Source organism: Parahaliea mediterranea, assembly GCF_017255185.1.
GTDB lineage: Bacteria > Pseudomonadota > Gammaproteobacteria > Pseudomonadales > Halieaceae > JAFKCZ01.
In genome coordinates, this window is record NZ_JAFKCZ010000026.1 from 1 (window position 1) to 18,400 (window position 18,400).

Here is an 18,400-nt window from a genome sequence, read left to right on the forward strand (position 1 = left end):
ATAAGTTCATACAAACGAACCTTTGCATTGAGTGATTCCTGAACTTGCTTCCAGTTGTCTGGGCTTTCCTGTCCAAGTAGTGTCCTTGGCACATTATGAACCCACGAATGACCATAAAGTTCAAAGGTAGCTTGAACCCAGCTATGCCACATTTTTCCAAGTTCAGTAGTTTGTAAAACTAACATCGCATTCCTCGAACTATGTTGGTCACTTAAACGTCGCGTTAACCGGCGGCCTGCGGCGTAGCCGCGTTTAGGCTGTCCGGCGCCGTCAGGCGCGTAGTTCAACGCCTGGTTACATGGCCGGTCGTGTTCGAGCATATAGCCAGCCCCCAAAAGCACTCGCTGCACCCAGAAGGGCGTAGCTTCCATGAAATAATGCTACCTCAACAGTAATAGCCGTTGGTAAGTAACCCATCATAGACATAGGCACAACGGCTCCTGTCACCGTGCCAGTGCCGATGCAAGCTACAAAGAACGTCAAAGGCGCCAATCCATGTTTTCGACGTAGATACAAAAGTAGGAATGATAGGAAGAAAGATAAGCAAGCAATTACTGGTAGAGCTATCGCTCCGAACGTCAAAGCGACAAAGCCGAACGCAGGTATGGACAGTAGAATCATCGTCAGCGTACCTAGAGCGGTAGCACTTAAGGTTGTTTTTCCGATCTCCGAAACCATGGTAAGGCCATGTAACGCCGCGTTAACCGGTGGCCTGCGGCGAAGCCGCGTTTAGGCTGTCCGGCGCCGTCAGGCGCGTAGTTGAACGCCTTGTTAATGGTGCGCCGGGAAGGCCTTCCCGGATACCACGTTGCCGGAGCGAAAGCGGAGGCTTTCCTGAAACGAAGCTGCCGGGAACGAAACTACCAATAATGTCGTGTCCAGCGAAATCTACGCAAGCGCCACCAGGAACGAAGCCACGTCTCCGCGGAGACGTTTTTGGGCTATAGATGGCACCAGGAACGGAAGCGCGTGGATATAAGTTGCGGAGGATTCCTGAGACTGGGTACTTTGATCGAAGTGCTTGAATCGTTGTGAACTCCATTTCTTGATTCCTTGGCGAATGCGCCCATTAACGTCGCGTTAACCGGCGGCCTGCGGCGAAGCCGCGTTTAGGCCGTCCGGCGCCGATAGGCGCGTAGTTGAACGCCTGGTTAATGGCGCGCCGGGAAAGCCCTCCCGTGCACCTCGTTGCCGGAGCAAAAGCGGAGGCTTTCCTGAAACGAAGCCGCTGAGAACGGAACTACCAATAATGTCGTGCCCAGCGAAATCTACGCAAGCACAACCAGGAACGAAGCCACGTCTCCGCGGAAACGTTTTTGGGTTATAGATGGCACCAGGAACGGAAGCGGGTGGATATAGGCTGCGCAGGATTCCTGAGGCTGGGTACTTTGGTCGAAGTGCTTGAATCGTTGTGAGCTCCATTTCTTGATTCCTTGGCGAATGCGCCCATTAACGTCGCGTTAACCGGCGGCCTGCGGCGAAGCCGCGTTTAGGCTGTCCGGCGCCGCAAGGCGCGTAGTTGAACGCCTGGTTAATGGCGCGCCGGGAAAGCCCTCCCGTGCACCACGTTGCCGGAGCGAAAGCGGAGACTTCCCTGAAACGAAGCCGCCGGGAACGGAACTACCAATAATGTCGTGCCCAGCGAAATCTATGCAAGCACCACCAGGAACGAAGCCACGTCTCCGCGGAGACGTTTTTGGGTTATAGATGGCACCAGGAACGGAAGCGCGTGGATATAAGCTGCGCAAGATTCCTGAAACTGGGTACTTTGGTCGAAGTGCTTGAATCGTTGTGAACTCCATTTCGTGATTCCTTGGCGAATGCGCCCATTAACGTCGCGTTAACCGGCGGCCTGCGGCGAAGCCGCGTTTAGGCTGTCCGGCGCCGTCAGGCGCGTAGTTGAACGCCTGGTTAATGTTGCGCCGGGAAAGCCCTCCCGTATACCACGTTGCCGGAGCGAAAGCGGAGGCTTACCTGAAACGAAGCTGCCGGGAACGGAACTGCCAATAGTGTCGCGCCCACCGAAATTAATGCTAATACCACCAGCAAAGAAGCCGCGTCTCCGCGGAGACGCAATTAGGTTATAGGTGGCACCAGGAACGAACGCGCAGGGTAATAAACTGCGCGAGCTTCCTGTGACTGGATACTTTGATCGTAGTGCTTGAATCGTTATGAATTCCATTTCTCGATTCCTTGGCTAATGCGCACATTAACGTTGCGTTAACCGGCAGCCTGCGGCGAAGCCGCGTTTAGGCTGTCCGGCGCCGCAAGGCGCGTAGTTGAACGCCTGGTTAATGGCGCGCCGGGAAAGCCCTCCCGTGTATCCCGTTGCCGGAGCGAAAGCGGAGGCTTTCCTGAAACGAAGCTGCCGGGAACGGAACTGCAGATAGTGTCGCGCCCAGCCAAATCTATGCAAGTACCACCAGGAACGAAGCCGCGTCTCCGCGGAGACGTTTTTAAGTTATAGGTGGCACCAGGAACGGACGCGCGGAGATATAAGCCGCGCGGGATTCCTGAGACTGGGTGCTTTGATCGCAGTGCTTGAATCGTTGTGAACTCCATTTCTTGATTCCTTGGCGAATGCGCCCATTAACAGTCTGTTTAATGAGGCCTCCGGCCTCATAATAAATATTAGGAGGTATACCTTTTAATTCGTTGGCTTGGATGGGGTTCATTTTAGGTCTTTGAAAAACCAAGAAAAATCCAACGAGCTAATTTGATGATAGAAGAAAAAGGTATTCCCATCGGTGTCCTACCACTCAAAAGGTATAACCTTCCTACCGGAACATATCAAGGGCGAGGTGTGATCCATCGGGTGTTCGCCCCTTCTTAAGTCTGTCGAGGACTATATGTGGGTGCAGCGCTATGGCCGGCGGACGCTACCACGGCAGGCGGCACCCCTCCGGTCTGGGCGATGAGTCCATCCCATTGCTTGCACTTGATTGTTGTCGCCGAGGTACTAGAATAGATTAATACTGTATATTTATACAGTATTCGATCACCTTTGATGTACACGGCCTATGAACACCTCTCCTGCACTGGACAATTTACTGCGCCGCGGGGACATCTGGCGCGGCCGCCGGGCCGGGCGTCGGGGCGAGGTCAGGGAAACCGGCCTGGCCGAGCTCGACCGCCACCTGGTGGGTGGCGGCTGGCCCCTGGGCGGCCTGGTGGAAGTCAGTTACCCCCGTCTGGGTAGCGGCGAGTGGCGGCTGCTGGCCGGCACCCTGCGGCACTGTGCCGGGCACGGCGGTTATCTGGTGCTGGTCAACCCCCCGGCATTGCCCTGCGCCCCGGCCCTGGCACAGTTGGGGGTACCCCTGGAGCGCCTGCTGCTGGTGCACCCGGGCAGCCGGGCGGACCTGCTCTGCGCGGTGCTGGAAACCCTGCGCTCCGGCTGCGCCCAGGGGCTGTTGTTCTGGGAGGCGCGGCAGGCGTTGTCCTACGCCGAGTTGCGCAAGGTGCAGCTGGCGGCGGCGGATACCGATGCCCTGTGCCTCATGATGCGGGTGGGGCGGCGGCCGGGGGCCAGCCCGGCGGTGTTGCGCCTGGCCCTGGCGGCGCGGGGGGACGGGCCGGAGCTGACCATCCTTCGCCAGCGCGGCGGGCCCGCGGACGTCCGCCTGGCCTTGTCCTGGCCGGCGGGCTGGTCCCTGCAGCCCTTCGACCCGTCCCTTGCGCAGCGCCCGCGGCAGGCGGGCGAGGCGGACGAGGCCCTGCCCGGCTCCGCCGGGTTGGGGTGATGGCATGCTCTGGCTGGCCCTGCGTTTTTCTGCGCTGCCCGAGGATTCCGGGGAGAGGCTTACCCTGCTGGAAGAGGTGGCTTCCCGGGCCTATGACTACACGCCCTATATCCAGCCCTATGCCGGGGACAGCCTGCTGTTGGAAATTTCACGGAGCCTGCGCTTGTTCGGCGGCGCACAGGCCCTCTGCCAGGGCGTGAGCGCGGAGCTGGATAAGCTGTGCCCCCACTACCACCAGGGGCTGGCGCACAGTGGCAGGGGGGCCTGGATCCTGTCTTTCCAGCAACACCCGGTCAGTGACGCCGACGGCGAGGCGGTCTTTGTCGAGCGCCTGCGGGGGGCGCCCCTGGCTCTGTTGGTAGAGCATCCGGGCGCGGTGGCCAGCCTGCGGCAAATGGGCCTGTCCCGGCTGGGGGAGCTCTGGCAGCTGCCCGCGGCGGAGCTGGGGCGGCGCTTTGGCCGTGATTTCGTCGCCTGCCTGCGGGAGATCCAGGGCCTGGGGGAGGCGCCGCCGGAGACCTATAGGCCCCGGGAGCACTTCCACCGCCAGGTGGAGTTCGCCAGCCCGCTGCGCGATTGCGGGCAGCTGGAGGTGCCGGCCCGACAACTGCTGCGGCAGCTGGTGGACGATTTGGTCGCGCGCCAGCGGCAGTGCCAGCATATTTGCTGGCGCCTGCGCTCGCCGGCGGGAGAGCAGCTGGAGCTGGCGATCAACTGCACCCGGGTGCACAGCCAGTGGGACATGCTGTTCGAACTGACGCGCATCCGCCTCGAGCACCTGCGGCTCACCTTTGAAGTGGGCTGCCTGGAACTGGAGTGCAGCCGCACGTCGGCGGTGGATTTAAGCAGCCGCCAGCTGTTCGCGGCGCCCCGCGCCGAGCGCGCCGGCGAGCAGGCCGAGGCGCTGGTGGCGCGGCTGCAGGCCCGGCTGGGTCCCCGGGCGCTGTGCCAGTTGCACCTGCGGGACGAGCACCTGCCCGAGTACGGCCAGAGCCTGGAGCCGCCCTTTGCGGCCATGGCCCCGGTGCCGGTGGCCAGCGGCCCCCGGCCCTGCTGGCTGCTGGCGCGGCCGCAGCCTTTGCGCCGGTGGCGGGGCCACCTCTACTGGCACGGCGCCCTGCAGCTGCTGCGCGGTCCCGAGCGCATCCACGGCTATTGGTGGCAGGGGGGCGCGGCGCGGGACTACTTTGTGGCCCGGCGCGACGATGCCCTGCACTGCTGGATCTACCGGGACCTGAGCGACAGCCACTGGTACGCCCATGGCATCTTTGCCTGAGGGCCCGCCGGCCTACGCCGAGCTCGCCGCGATCAGCAACTTCAGCTTCCTGCGCGGCGCCTCCCATCCCCACGAGCTGGTGGAGCGGGCGCACGCGCTGGGCTATCGCGCCCTGGCCCTGGCCGACGAGTGCTCGCTGGCCGGTGTGGTGCGCGCCCATGTGCGCGCCCGGGAGCTGGGTTTGCAGCTGATTGTCGGCAGCCTGTTGCGGGTGGGGGAGGACTGCAGGCTGCTTGCCCTGGTGACGGACCGCCAGGCCTACGCGGAGCTGTCGGGGCTGATCACCCTGGCCCGCCGGCGCTGCCCCAAGGGCCGTTACCAGCTGCGCATGCAAGACCTGCGCTTCCGCCTCAAGCGCTGCCTGATTATCTGGCTGCCGGATAAGCAGGGGGCGGGGGATACCCTGGGGGCCGAGCTGCGGCGCAGCTTCGAGGGGCGCCTGTGGATTGGTGTCAGCCGGCGCTTTGCCGATGGCGAGGCGGAACACTGGCGTCGCTTGCAGCGGCTGGCCCGGGACCACCGGCTGCCCCTGGTCGCCTGCGGCGAGGTGGAGATGCACTGTCGCCGGCGCAAGCCCCTGCACGATGTGCTGGCGGCCATCCGCCTGGGGCGGCCGGTACAGGCGCTGGGCACCGCCCTCGGCGGCAATGCCGAGGCCTGCCTGCGATCGCGGGTCGAGCTGGCCCGGCTCTATCCCCCCGCGCTGCTGGCGCAGACCCTGGCTATCGCCGGGCGCTGCGATTTCAGCCTGGACGAACTGAAATACCAGTACCCCGCCGAACTGGTGCCGGCGGGGCTCGAGGCCATTGGCTATTTGCGCCAGTTGGCGCAGGAGGGCGCCCGCCGGCGCTGGCCGCGGGGCGTGCCGGGCGCGGTACACCGGTCGCTGGAGCGGGAGCTGGCGCTGATCGAGGAACTCGGTTACGAGTACTTCTTCCTCACCGTGCACGACGTGGTGCGCTTCGCCCGCGAGCAGGGCATCCTGTGCCAGGGCCGGGGCTCGGCCGCCAACTCCGTGGTCTGCTACTGCCTGCATATCACCGAGGTGTCGCCCGAGCAGATCGACGTCCTGTTCGAGCGCTTTATCTCCAAGGAGCGCAACGAACCGCCGGACATCGACGTCGACTTCGAGAGCCAGCGGCGCGAGGAAGTCATCCAGTACATCTACGGCAAGTACAGCCGCAAGCGCGCGGCGCTGGCGGCCACGGTCATCACCTACCGCACCCGCAGCGCGGTGCGGGACGTGGGCAAGGCGCTGGGCTTTTCCCTGGAGCAGGTCGACCGGCTGGCCAAGTCGCTGGCCTGGTGGGACCGCGGCCGGGACCTGGCGCGGCAGGTCGCGGACATGGCGGCGGATGGCGACGGGCACCGGGCGCAACTGCTGGTGGACCTGGTGCAGGAGATCCAGGGTTTCCCCCGCCACCTGTCCCAGCACGTGGGCGGTTTTGTGATCGCCCAGGACCAGGTCAGCGACCTGGTGCCCCTGGAAAACGCCGCCATGCCGGAGCGCACGATTATCCAGTGGGACAAGGACGACCTGGAATCCCTGGGCCTGCTCAAGGTGGACGTGCTGTCGCTGGGCATGTTGTCGGCCCTGCGTCGCGCCCTGGAGCTGGTGAGCCGCTACGAGCCGCGTATCCGTTCCCTGGGGGATATCCCCCGGGAGGACCCGGCCACCTACGCCATGCTCTGCCGGGCCGACGCCATCGGCGTGTTCCAGGTGGAGTCCCGGGCGCAGATGTCCATGTTGCCGCGGCTCAAGCCCCGCTGTTTCTACGACCTGGTGATTGAAATCGCCATCGTGCGCCCGGGCCCGATCCAGGGCGATATGGTGCAGCCCTACCTGAAGCGTCGCAACGGCCTGGAGACGGAAGAGCCCGCCAGCGAGGCGCTGCACGCGGTGTTGAGAAAGACCCTGGGGGTGCCCATCTTCCAGGAGCAGGCGATTCGCATCGCCATGGTGGCGGCCGGTTTTTCCGGCGGCGAGGCGGACCGCCTGCGGCGCGCCATGGCCAGCTGGGGCAAGAACGGCAACCTGCTGCAGTTCGAGGACAAGTTCATCCAGGGCATGCTCGACAACGGTTATTCCCGGGACTACGCCAACCGCCTGTTCGAGCAGATCAAGGGTTTTGGCGGCTACGGTTTCCCGGAGTCCCACTCGGCCAGTTTCGCCCTGCTGTGTTATTTCTCCTCCTGGCTGAAATGCCATCACCCGGCGGCGTTTTACTGCGCCCTGCTGAACAGCCAGCCGATGGGTTTTTACTCGCCCTCGCAGTTGATCCAGGACGCCCGCCGCCACGACATCGCGGTATTGCCGGTGGACGTGCAACACAGTCAGTGGGAGAACAGCCTGGAGGGGGCGGCCCCCCCAGCCCTGCGCCTGGGGCTGAACCGTGTATCGGGCCTGGGGGAGGCCGTTGGCCAGCGCATCGTGGCGGCGCGCGGGGAGGAGGGTTTTCGCGACCCCCGGGACCTGGCCCGCCGCGCCCGGGTCCCCGGCCCCCAGCTCCAGCTGCTGGCGGCGGCGGACGCGCTGCGCAGCATTAGCGGGCACCGCCACCAGTCGCACTGGGACGTGGCGGGTATCGAGGACAGCCGGCCCCTGTTGTACCAGGAGGGCGGCCAGGAAGGCGGCGAGGAGGGCGGGCCGGGGACACAGGCGGTGCGCCTGGCGGCGCCCTCGCTGGCGCAGAACATCGCCGCCGATTACCGCACCACCGGTCTCAGCCTGCGGCCACACCCCATGGCCCTGTTGCGCGCCCAGCCACCCTTCAACCGCTGCACGCCCCAGGCCGGACTGGCGGGGCTCGGCAACGGGCGCTTTGTCCGGGTGGCCGGTATCGTGACCGGTCGCCAGCGGCCGGGGACGGCCCGGGGTACCCTCTTCCTCACCCTGGAAGACGAAACCGGCAATATCAACGTGATCGTGTGGAAGCGCAGCCAGGAACATTTCCGCGAGGCGCTGCTGGGGGCGCAGCTGCTGCTGGTCAAGGGGGTGGTGGAGACGGACGGGGAGGTGGTGCACGTGATCGCCGGCTCGCTGCACGACTACTCCCACAGCATGCGGGGTTTCCAGGTCAGGTCGCGGGACTTCCACTGATTCGGCGCCGCGATGCACCGGCCGGGCGGCGGTTGGGGCCGCCGCCCGGCCGGTGAGTCAGACAGGCTAGAACCTCAGGTTGGTTTGCAGGTAGGTGTAATACTTGTCGTCGATGCCCTGATCGGCAAGGGCGGAACCGGCCCAGAGGTAGGCGATACCGGTTTCCACGCGCAACCGCCCGGGGATGGCCTGCCAGCGCAGCACGGTTTCCAGCTGGGTGCCGAGGTGGCGTTCGCCGCCCGGTGTGGCGCTGGTCAGCCCGGTGCTGCTGCTGGCCGCGTTGACGCTTGCCAGGCGGGCGTCGCGCAACTCGGTATTCAGGCGCAGGGAGGCGGTCGGCTGCAGCTCGAGGCGCACCGCGGGAGAGCTGATGTTATTGCGAATGAAGATCCGGTAGAGGCCGGTGGGGCCGAAATCGCCGCGCGGCACGCCATAGAGTGAATCCAGGCCGTTATTTTCGTCATCCGAGGCGTCCTTGTCGCCACTGGCGTAGTCGTAGTGCGCCTGCAGTCGAGGCTGCCAGGGTGCGTCAAACATGTAGCCCACCTCGGCGTGCAGGAATTGGGCCGAGTGATCCAGCGTGTCGGTGTCGGTTACCGCCGTGCTCTTGCGCGATTCGCCCTCCTGTACCAGGGCCTCCAGTTCGTAGTCGTAACTGGCCGGCGATGGCTTGCGGAAGGCGCGGGCGCCCAGGCTGTACAGCTGGCGATTGCGGGTTTGCAGATTGCCCGCGTCGTCCTCGTCGAGACTCAGCAGGTAGATCTCGCCGGCGCTGCCGAAGGGCAAGCGGCTGTTTTCGTACACCAGTCCACCGAAGCGCTGGTTGGCGTGGGAGCGGTCCATTTTCATGCGGTTGTCGCGGGGGTCGCCCTTGTAGCGCCGTTCCACGGGAAAACTGTAGAACGCGCGCAGCGCGCCGTCGTCGCCGAGTTGCCAGTGGGCGTTGACGCCATCGAAGGCATTGATGGTGTTGCGGTAGCGGTTGCGCGCCATGAAACGACGGGCGCCGACGTCCTGGGTAAAGCGGCCCAGTTTGACGCTGAACGCCTCGTCTCCCAGTTCGACATAGGCTTGCAGGAAGTCCATGGGATTGACCATGGCGCTGCCGATGGGCGTGTCGTCCTCGACCATGAACACGCGGCTGTCCATCAGCTCCACGGTGACGTCGAAAGACTCGAAGTCCATGTCGGCCCGGAGGTTGGTTCGCGCGACGAGCGCGTGGTCGTAGCGTTCGTTGTCCTCGAAATCCTGGTTCAGCGCCTCGAAGCGCGTTTGCTGGTCAAAGGTCAGGGACAGCCAGTCGGGCGTTTGTCGCCGATCGTCCGGGGCCGACAATGCCGCCTGTGAGGCGGTGGCGACACCCGCCGCCAGGGATAGTCCGAGAATGTGTCGCAGTGATCGGGTTAATACGGTATTGCTCACGGGGTTTTGGCTCTCTGTGGATAGTGAAAAAAAATGTGTAGCGGGGACAGGAGCCAATATCGCCGTATAAACGCCGAACTTTAGCGGAGTGGTGTTTTGTCCCTTTCTCCGGGAGCCGACCTAAAGATCCGATCGCGAACACCGATATTACAGGCGTCGTAACCGGACCCCCCGTGGCGAGCGGGGACTTGTCCAGCGCGGGCGCCGGCTCCCGCTGAGTGATTTTCCGGCGCGTTTGTCTTTCAGGAGTTTGTCGTGTTCGCAAAGTTCAATCGTATCAATATCAAGTATGGCGTCGCCTTTGTCGGGGTCGCCCTGTCATTGATTTTCATCGTTATCGTCGATGCGATGCTGGTCAATTCGGTCAGGCAGCGCATGGTGGCCTTCAGCGACGTGTTCAACGTCGCCATATCCGAAGTGCTGAACGCCGACCGCGACCTGTACCAGGCGCGCGTGGCGGAAATGGCCTACTTGCAAGCCGAGCCCGGGAGCGCCGTCGCCGTGGCTCTGCGCGAGGACTTTGCGGAGAATGCCGCCCAGGCGCGTGATCGCGTACAGCTGTTCTCGCAGCTGATGGTCGAATATCCCGATGTCGTGGAGTCGCTGGAGGCCTTTGACGGACGCTATGAAGCCTGGGAGCAAGCGACCGCCGAAGTCTTTGCCTTGCGCGAGGCGGGCGACGAGGCCGCGGCCCGCAGGCAGCTCGACGGCGCTTCGCTGTCCAGTTTTGAGGCGCTGCGCGAGATCTACAACCAGGCGGGCGAATCGATCAACAACAAGGTGGATGAGCTGGGCACGGCCACCCAGGCGCGCATACGCAACCAGCAAATCTGGGTGACCGGCTTCGCCGTCACCGTGGGGCTGGTCGCCATTGCCATTGCGCTGATCGGCCCGCACCTGATGTCCCGGGCCATTCGTGAAGTGAGTGGCCGCATCCGTGATATTACCGAGGGAGACGGTGACCTGACGGCGCGTATCCACAGCCGGCGCGGCGACGAGATCGGCGAGCTGGCCGATTGCTTCAACGCCTTCATCACGCGCATGGACAACACATTGCTGTCGGTGCGCGAAAGCGCCGAGAAGGTGGATGTCGCTTCCTCCGAAATTGCCCGCAGCAGCGAGGAGTTGTCCTCCCGCACCGAGCAGTCCTCGGCCAACCTGCACGAGACCTCCGCCTCCATGGAGGAGATCACCATCACCGTGCGCCACACCACCGACGCGACCGGGCAGGCCTCTTCCCTGGTCGGCAACACCGTCGACATCGCCCGTCGGGGCAGTGACGCGATGCGCGAGGTGGAGAGCACCATGGGCCTGATCAACGATTCCTCCGTGCGCATCAAGGACATCATCACACTGATCGACAGCGTCGCTTTCCAGACCAATATCCTGGCGCTCAACGCCTCGGTGGAGGCGGCCCGGGCGGGTGAGCACGGGCGCGGTTTCGCGGTGGTGGCGCAGGAAGTGCGCACCCTGGCGGGGCGCTGTAGTGAAGCGTCCCATGAAATCCGCGACCTGGTGGAGGCCTCGGTCGGCAATATTCGCACCGGGGCAGACCTGGTGGTCAACGCCGGCCGCACCATGGAGGAGATCGTTGAAAGCATCGAGAAGGTCACGTCGGTGATCGGTGAGATCAGCACCGGCGCCCAGGAGCAGAGCAAGGGCATCGGCCAGGTCAACACCGCGGTGAGCGAGCTGGATGTGATGACCCAGCACAACGCGTCCATGGTGGAGGAGACCAGTGCTTCCGCCGAGCAGATGCACGGCCAGGCACAGCAGCTGATGGCCTTGTTGTCCGGCTTCCGGCTCAGCGGCCGGGAGCTGGCGCGGGAGTCCGCGCGGGAGCGTGCCGCCGATGTCGTGACGGAGGCGCGCCCCCCGGTGACGCGGCGAGGCATGGATCGGGCCGCGTGAATTCCGGGCCCGACGGGGCGCTCAAGGTGGCGCGGTAGCCGGTTCGCGGCGCTGCGGCAAAGTTGCCTACAGGGGTGGGGGAGTTCGCTCTCCGCCCCTTTTTTTTTGATTCATCGCCGCCCGGCGCGCCATGCCGCGGATCTGTCGCCCCTTGCTGCCCGCCGGGCCTCCAATGGCGGTCCCGCGATCATGGTCTATGCTTTGTTGACCTGCGACCCGGGGCGAATCGCAGCCGCGGTATCCGTTCAGCCACAGAGGTGACTTCCCATGAACAAGTTACGTCGTTTGATGGTCGCGGTAGCCCTGCTGACAGTAGCCTGCGCTGGCCATGCGCAGCCGGGCCGCGAAGGCGCGGTCCCCGTCGAGTTGTTTGCCTGCCAGTGGCAGGACGGCAAGGGCATGGAAGACTTGCTAAAAGTCTCGGCACGCTTCAATAAGTGGGCCGACGAGCACGACTCGGCATACAACGCCTGGATTCTCTCCCCCCTGTTTCGCTCGACGGAAGAGGGCTTTGATGTGGGTTGGATCGGCTCCTGGGAAAGCGGTCCGGGGATGGGGGACAGCCTCGACACCTGGATTCGGGACGGCAGCGACATGGCCGCCGAGTTCGACGCGGTGGTCGACTGCAGCGATGCCCATGCGTTGATGGCGTCCTATGTGGTGAGCGCCCCCGAAGGGCCACCCGGGGGCGGGCTGGTGTGGTTTTCCAGCTGTACCTTGCAGGAAGACACATCGATCGAGCAGGCCATGGCCGCCCACGGCAAGACCTCGGCCATGATGCGCGACATGGGGGGCAAGGCCTCGTCCTGGGTGTTTGTGCCCGCCCTTGGCGCCGGCGATATCGAGTTCGACTATTACCACGTGGTGCTGCACGACAGTTTTGCCGACCTGGGCGGTAATTTTGACCGCTACTTCAACGGTGGCGGCTACCGGAAGGCCGGGGACGCGATGAAGGGCGTGGCCGCATGCGACAGCCCGCGGCTCTACCACGCCCGCCGGGTGAGAGTCGCGGGAGATGGCTAGTTCGCGCGAGCGCGCTTCGGTTGCCGGGAGGTAAAAAAAAAGCCGACCCGGAGGTCGGCTTTTTTGGGTGCGAAAGCGCGCGTTTAGCTGGCTTTCTTGCGCTCCGCCACTTCGGCGATGACCTGTTCCGCAACGTTCTGCGGGCAGGGCAGGTAGTGGGAGAACTCCATGGAGAACTGACCACGGCCTGAAGTCATGGTGCGCAGGTGGCCGATGTAGCCGAACATCTCGGCCAGCGGCACGTCGGCCTTGATGCGAACGCCGGTCGGTCCGGGCTCCTGGTCCTTGATCATGCCGCGGCGGCGGTTCAGGTCGCCAATGACGTCACCCACATGATCTTCCGGGGTGAACACGTCCACCTTCATGATCGGCTCGATCAGCTGCGGGCTGGCCTTGGGCATGGACTGGCGATATGCGCCCTTGGCGGCCAGTTCGAAGGCGATGGCCGACGAGTCCACGGCGTGGAAGGCGCCATCGAACAGCTCGACTTCCACGTCCAGTACCGGGAAGCCGGCCACGGGGCCTTCCGCCAGCATGCTCTGGAAGCCTTTCTCGATGGCCGGGAAGAATTCCTTGGGTACGTTACCGCCCACAACCGAGGAGCTGAACTGGTAGCCGGAGCCGGGCTCGCCGGGCTTGATGCGGTAATCGATCTTACCGAACTGGCCGGAGCCGCCGGACTGCTTCTTGTGGGTGTAGCTGTCTTCGATTTCCTGGGTGATGGTCTCGCGGTAGGCCACCTGGGGCTTGCCCACGACCAGTTCGACGCCGTAGGTGCGCTTGAGGATGTCGACCTTGATGTCCAGGTGCAGTTCGCCCATGCCCTTGAGGATGGTCTCGCCGGAATCCACGTCGGTTTCCACGCGGAAGGAGGGGTCCTCGGCCACCAGCTTGCCAATGGCGATACCCATTTTCTCGACGCTGCTCTTGTCCTTCGGCGCCACGGCGATGGAGATCACCGGCTCGGGGAAGACCATGGCTTCCAGGGTGCAGGGGTGGTTCGGGTCGCACAGGGTGTGGCCGGTCTGCACGTTCTTCATGCCGACGATGGCGATAATGTCGCCGGCCTGCGCCGCGCTCAGCTCGGTGCGCTCATCGGCCTGCATTTCCACCATGCGGCCGACGCGCTCGGTCTTGCCGGTGAAGCTGTTGAGAATGGTGTCGCCCTTGTTCAGGCGGCCGGAGTAGATGCGCACGAAGGTCAGGGCGCCGAAGCGGTCGTCCATGATCTTGAACGCCAGCGCGCGCAGGGGCTCGTCGGCGTCCACTTTGGCGAACTCGCCGGTTTCGTTGCCTTCTTCGTCGGTCAGCGGTTGCGGGGCCACTTCGGTGGGGGCCGGCAGGTAGTCAACCACGGCGTCCAGCACCAGCTGCATGCCCTTGTTCTTGAACGCGGAGCCGCAGAAGGTGGGGAAGAATTCGAGGTCGCGGGTACCCTTGCGGATGCAGCGCTTGATGTCGTCGATGGAGGGCTCCTCGCCTTCCATGTAGGCCATCAGCAGGTCGTCGTCCATTTCCAGGGCGGTTTCGATCAGCTGCTCGCGGTACTCGGCGACCTGGTCGGCCATGTCCGCCGGCACGTCTTCCACGGTGTAGTTTTCCGGCTGGCCGCTCTCGTCCCAGATGTAGGCCTTGTTTTCCAGCAGGTTGACGACACCGGAGAAGGTGTCCTCGCGGCCGATCGGCAGGGTCATGACCAGGGGCTTGGCGCCCAGGACCTTCTTGACCTGCTCGACAACGCGCAGGAAGTCGGCGCCGATGCGGTCCAGTTTGTTGACGAAAATGATCCGGGAAACGCCGGATTCGTTGGCATAGCGCCAGTTGGTCTCGGACTGAGGCTCAACCCCGCCGGAGCCACAGAAAACACCGATACCGCCATCGAGTACTTTCAGCGAGCGGTATACCTCAACCGTGAAGTCCACGTGCCCGGGGGTGTCGATCACGTTGAGGCGGTGACCTTTCCAGGAACAGGTGACGGCGGCGGACTGGATGGTGATGCCGCGCTCGGCTTCCTGCTCCATGAAGTCCGTGGTGGACTCGCCTTCGTGGGTCTCTCCGAGCTTGTGGATCTTGCCGGTCAGCTTGAGAATCCGCTCGGTGGTGGTGGTTTTGCCGGCGTCGACGTGGGCGAAGATGCCGATATTGCGATAGAGAGATAAGTCAGACATTGTGCGTCCCGGTCAATAATAGATGAGGTGATTAAAAATTGGGCGAAAAAAAGTGGCGGCAAGGGTACAGGAAAACGTGCCTTGTTGGGAGTGCCGGGAGCCTATATTCCCGTGCATTTGCCACGTTTCCGCCATTTTTCTGCCAAAATTGCCCCCGCCGGGGCCGTCGGGCGGTTGCCTCGTCGCCCGCGGGCAGTCGCGGGCGGGGCGTGTCCGGCGTTGCGGGGCGGCCCCGCCGGGCCGGATTTCGCCGTTTCGGCCCGCTTGACTCGCCAAATCCCGCTCTGTAGAATCCCGCCTCCTCTTTTCTCCGGGGTGGTTTCGCTCGTCTGCGGCATGGTGCCGAGGGGCGGCCTGGCAAGTGCCGGGGAGGGTGTGTCGGGACACTGCTTTCGTCCGCTTTAGAGGAGGCCGCAAGGCCTTGAAACTAAACGAAATATTTTTGGAGTTCTAACTGAATGGCAACGATCAACCAATTGGTTCGTAAGCCTAGGAAACGCAAGGTAGAGAAAAGCGACGTACCCGCCCTGCAGAGCTGTCCGCAGCGCCGTGGCGTGTGCACGCGCGTCTATACCACTACCCCGAAGAAGCCGAACTCTGCACTGCGTAAAGTCTGCCGTGTGCGCCTGACCAACGGTTACGAGGTTTCCTCGTACATCGGTGGTGAAGGACACAACCTGCAGGAACACAGTGTGGTTCTGATTCGCGGTGGTCGTGTGAAGGACCTGCCCGGTGTGCGCTATCACACCGTGCGCGGTAGCCTGGATACCTCCGGTGTGGCCGACCGTCGCAACGGTCGTTCCAAGTACGGTGCCAAGCGTCCCAAGTAACACCCGGGCTCAAGCGAGTTCGTAAGCGTTTCCAGCTGACGATGTAAGTAAGGCCGGACCCCTGCCTCCCCCGCATATGTGGCAGGTCGGTGTTCGGGTCAACCTGAAGAGATAGAAGGGCAACAACATGCCAAGAAGACGAGTAGTCGCCAAGCGCGAGGTACTGCCGGATCCGAAATTCGGTAACGTAACGCTGGCAAAATTCATGAACCATGTGATGGTTAGCGGCAAGAAGTCGGTCGCCGAGACCATTGTGTACGGTGCACTGGACATTGTTCAGGAAAAACTGAACAAAGACCCCCTCGAAGCTTTCGACGAGGCCCTGGAGAATATTGCTCCCATGGTGGAGGTTAAATCCCGCCGTGTGGGTGGCGCGACCTACCAGGTTCCGGTTGAGGTGCGTCCCGCCCGTCGCGTGGCCCTGTCCATGCGCTGGTTGGTGGAATACGCCCGCAATCGCGGTGAGAAATCCATGCGCCAGCGCTTGGCCGGTGAGATCATCGACGCTTCCCAGGGCAAGGGCAATGCGGTGAAGAAGCGTGAAGACGTGCATCGCATGGCGGAAGCAAACAAGGCTTTCTCTCACTACCGTTTCTAAGCAGTTGCCTGGCAATCTGTTTTTGGGGATTTAATCGTGGCTAGAAAGACTCCTATCAAGCGCTACCGAAATATCGGTATATGCGCTCACGTGGACGCGGGTAAAACCACGACTACCGAGCGCGTGCTGTTTTATACCGGTCTTTCCCACAAACTCGGTGAAGTGCATGACGGTGCCGCCACCATGGACTGGATGGAACAGGAGCAGGAGCGGGGTATTACCATTACCTCCGCGGCTACCACCTGCTTCTGGCGCGGCATGGACGCCCAGTTCGAGGAGCACCGCATCAACATCATCGACACCCCCGGACACGTGGACTTCACCATCGAGGTGGAGCGTTCCCTGCGTGTGCTGGACGGTGCGGTTGTTGTGCTGTGCGGCTCATCCGGCGTGCAACCCCAGACCGAAACTGTCTGGCGCCAGGCCAACAAGTACGAAGTGCCGCGCATGGTGTTCGTCAATAAGATGGACCGCACCGGCGCGGACTTCAAGCGTGTTGTCGGCCAATTGAAAGAGCGTCTGGGCGCCAACGCGGTGCCGTTGCAGATGACCATCGGCGCCGAGGACGAGTTCAAGGGCGTGGTCGACCTGATCAAGAACAAGGCCATCCTGTGGAACGAGGCCGACCAGGGCATGAGCTTTGAGTACGGCGACGTGCCCGCGGACATGGTCGACGACGTCGCCGAGATGCGCGAGTTCATGGTCGAGGCCGCCGCCGAGGCCAACGAGGAACTGATGGAGAAGTACCTCGAGAACGGTGAGCTGTCCGAGGCGGAGATCAAGCAGGGCATCCGCGCGCGCACTTTGGCCAGTGAAATTGTGCCGGTGCTGGGCGGTTCCGCGTTCAAGAACAAGGGCGTGCAGGCGGTGCTGGATGCCGTGGTCGAATTCATGCCCTCGCCGACGGAAGTGCACGCGATCGAGGGGCACCTCCTGGACAAGGACGAAACCATCGAGACCCGCGAAGCGGACGACGATGCGCCCTTTGCCGCCCTGGCCTTCAAGATCGCCACCGACCCCTTCGTCGGTACCCTGACCTTCTTCCGGGTGTACTCTGGCAAGCTGGAGTCCGGCACCGCGGTGCTCAACTCGGTGAAGGAGAAGAAAGAGCGCGTTGGCCGAATGGTGCAGATGCACTCCAACAGTCGCGAGGAAATCAAGGAAGTACTGGCGGGCGATATCGCCGCGGCGGTGGGCCTGAAGGACGTTACCACCGGTGACACCCTGTGCTCCCCCGAAAAGCCGATCGTGCTGGAGCGCATGGAGTTCCCCGAGCCGGTGATTTCCGTGGCGGTGGAGCCGAGGTCCAAGCCGGACCAGGAGAAAATGGGTGTTGCCCTTGGCAAGCTGGCCCAGGAGGACCCGTCCTTCCGTGTGAAGACCGACGAGGAGACCGGCCAGACCATTATCTCAGGCATGGGCGAGCTGCATCTCGATATCATCGTCGATCGCATGCGTCGCGAGTTCAACGTGGAGGCCAACATCGGCAAGCCCCAGGTGGCCTACCGCGAGGCGATTCGCAACACCTCCGAGATCGAAGGCAAGTTCGTGCGCCAGTCCGGTGGACGCGGCCAGTACGGTCACGTCTGGATCAAGTTCGAGCCGGGCGAGGACGAGAGCGCCGAGGGTCTGGAATTCGTCAACGAAGTCGTGGGTGGTGTGGTGCCCAGGGAGTATATTCCCGCGGTACAGAAGGGCATTGAGGAGCAAATGCAGAATGGTGTACTGGCCGGCTACCCGCTGCTCGGTTTGAAAGCCACTCTGTATGACGGCTCCTTCCACGACGTGGACTCCAACGAGATGGCGTTCAAGATCGCCGCCAGCATGGCCACCAAGAAGTTGGCCCAGGAAGGCGGCGCGGTTCTGTTGGAACCCATCATGAAAGTGGAAGTCGTAACTCCCGAAGAGAACATGGGTGACGTGGTTGGCGATCTCAATCGCCGCCGCGGCGTGATTGCCGGCATGGACGAGAGCGTGTCGGGCAAGGTAATCAACGCCGAAGTGCCGCTGGCCGAAATGTTCGGCTACGCGACCGACCTGCGTTCGGCGACACAGGGCCGTGCGACCTACACCATGGAGTTCTCGAAGTACGCCGAGGCGCCGAACAACATCGCCCAGGAGATTATCTCCAAGAGTGCAACCTGATTTATTTCAACGCTATCCCATAGAGGTGAATTAAAGTGGCAAAGGAAAAGTTTGAACGCAATAAACCCCACGTCAACGTGGGTACCATTGGTCACGTTGACCACGGCAAGACGACCCTGACCGCGGCGCTGACCCGCGTGTGCGCGGAAGTCTGGGGCAGCGGTGCCGCGGTGGCCTTTGACGG

At 63.2% G+C, this 18,400-nt stretch carries 12 protein-coding genes; 9 read left to right on the forward strand and 3 right to left on the reverse strand.

Annotated features, from left to right (window positions below; translation table 11 throughout):
* A partial coding sequence (locus JYP50_RS21315; protein ID WP_206562163.1) for a hypothetical protein occupies positions 1-185 on the reverse strand: 185 nt, incomplete at its 3' end.
* Positions 186-3,020: 2,835 nt separating this feature from the next.
* Between JYP50_RS21315 and imuA the strand changes: the two genes are divergently transcribed.
* Genes imuA through JYP50_RS21330 form a run of 3 tightly spaced genes read left to right on the forward strand, consistent with a single transcriptional unit; the run spans position 3,021 to position 8,119 of the window.
* On the forward strand, positions 3,021-3,743 hold the full coding sequence (gene imuA / locus JYP50_RS21320; protein WP_206562601.1) for a translesion DNA synthesis-associated protein ImuA: 723 nt from the start codon (positions 3,021-3,023) through the stop codon (positions 3,741-3,743).
* Between the two features lie 4 nt (positions 3,744-3,747).
* On the forward strand, positions 3,748-5,019 hold the full coding sequence (locus tag JYP50_RS21325; RefSeq protein ID WP_206562602.1) for a Y-family DNA polymerase: 1,272 nt from the start codon (positions 3,748-3,750) through the stop codon (positions 5,017-5,019).
* Positions 5,003-8,119, forward strand: coding sequence for an error-prone DNA polymerase (locus JYP50_RS21330; protein ID WP_206562603.1), 3,117 nt, complete (start codon positions 5,003-5,005; stop codon positions 8,117-8,119). The genes JYP50_RS21325 and JYP50_RS21330 overlap by 17 nt, the downstream gene beginning before the upstream one ends.
* A gap of 66 nt (positions 8,120-8,185) precedes the next feature.
* Here JYP50_RS21330 and JYP50_RS21335 read toward each other — a convergent pair whose 3' ends face one another.
* Positions 8,186-9,541, reverse strand: a complete 1,356-nt coding sequence (locus JYP50_RS21335; protein WP_206562604.1) for an alginate export family protein — start codon at positions 9,539-9,541, stop codon at positions 8,186-8,188.
* A gap of 255 nt (positions 9,542-9,796) precedes the next feature.
* Here JYP50_RS21335 and JYP50_RS22225 point away from each other — a divergent pair, with 255 nt between their 5' ends.
* Both JYP50_RS22225 and JYP50_RS21345 read left to right on the forward strand, forming a co-directional pair.
* A complete protein-coding gene (locus tag JYP50_RS22225; protein ID WP_206562605.1) occupies positions 9,797-11,452 on the forward strand; it encodes a methyl-accepting chemotaxis protein in 1,656 nt (551 codons plus the stop codon).
* Positions 11,453-11,719: 267 nt separating this feature from the next.
* Positions 11,720-12,475, forward strand: a complete 756-nt coding sequence (locus JYP50_RS21345; protein ID WP_206562606.1) for a hypothetical protein — start codon at positions 11,720-11,722, stop codon at positions 12,473-12,475.
* 83 nt (positions 12,476-12,558) lie between these two features.
* Here JYP50_RS21345 and fusA (JYP50_RS21350) read toward each other — a convergent pair whose 3' ends face one another.
* Positions 12,559-14,643, reverse strand: a complete 2,085-nt coding sequence (gene fusA, locus JYP50_RS21350; protein WP_206562607.1) for an elongation factor G — start codon at positions 14,641-14,643, stop codon at positions 12,559-12,561.
* Positions 14,644-15,101: 458 nt separating this feature from the next.
* Here fusA (JYP50_RS21350) and rpsL point away from each other — a divergent pair, with 458 nt between their 5' ends.
* From rpsL to JYP50_RS21370, 4 genes are all read left to right on the forward strand, one after another.
* Complete coding sequence (gene rpsL, locus JYP50_RS21355; RefSeq protein WP_007230799.1) at positions 15,102-15,473, forward strand: 30S ribosomal protein S12; 372 nt, start codon at positions 15,102-15,104, stop codon at positions 15,471-15,473.
* Positions 15,474-15,600: 127 nt separating this feature from the next.
* Entirely contained in the window at positions 15,601-16,071 is a 471-nt protein-coding gene (rpsG, locus tag JYP50_RS21360) for a 30S ribosomal protein S7 (protein ID WP_206562608.1), read from the forward strand.
* 36 nt (positions 16,072-16,107) lie between these two features.
* Positions 16,108-18,216: an elongation factor G gene (fusA, locus tag JYP50_RS21365; protein WP_206562609.1), complete on the forward strand. Its 2,109-nt coding sequence runs from the start codon at positions 16,108-16,110 to the stop codon at positions 18,214-18,216.
* Between the two features lie 35 nt (positions 18,217-18,251).
* Positions 18,252-18,400: GTP-binding protein (locus tag JYP50_RS21370; protein ID WP_241263259.1), on the forward strand; the 149-nt coding region annotated here is incomplete at its 3' end.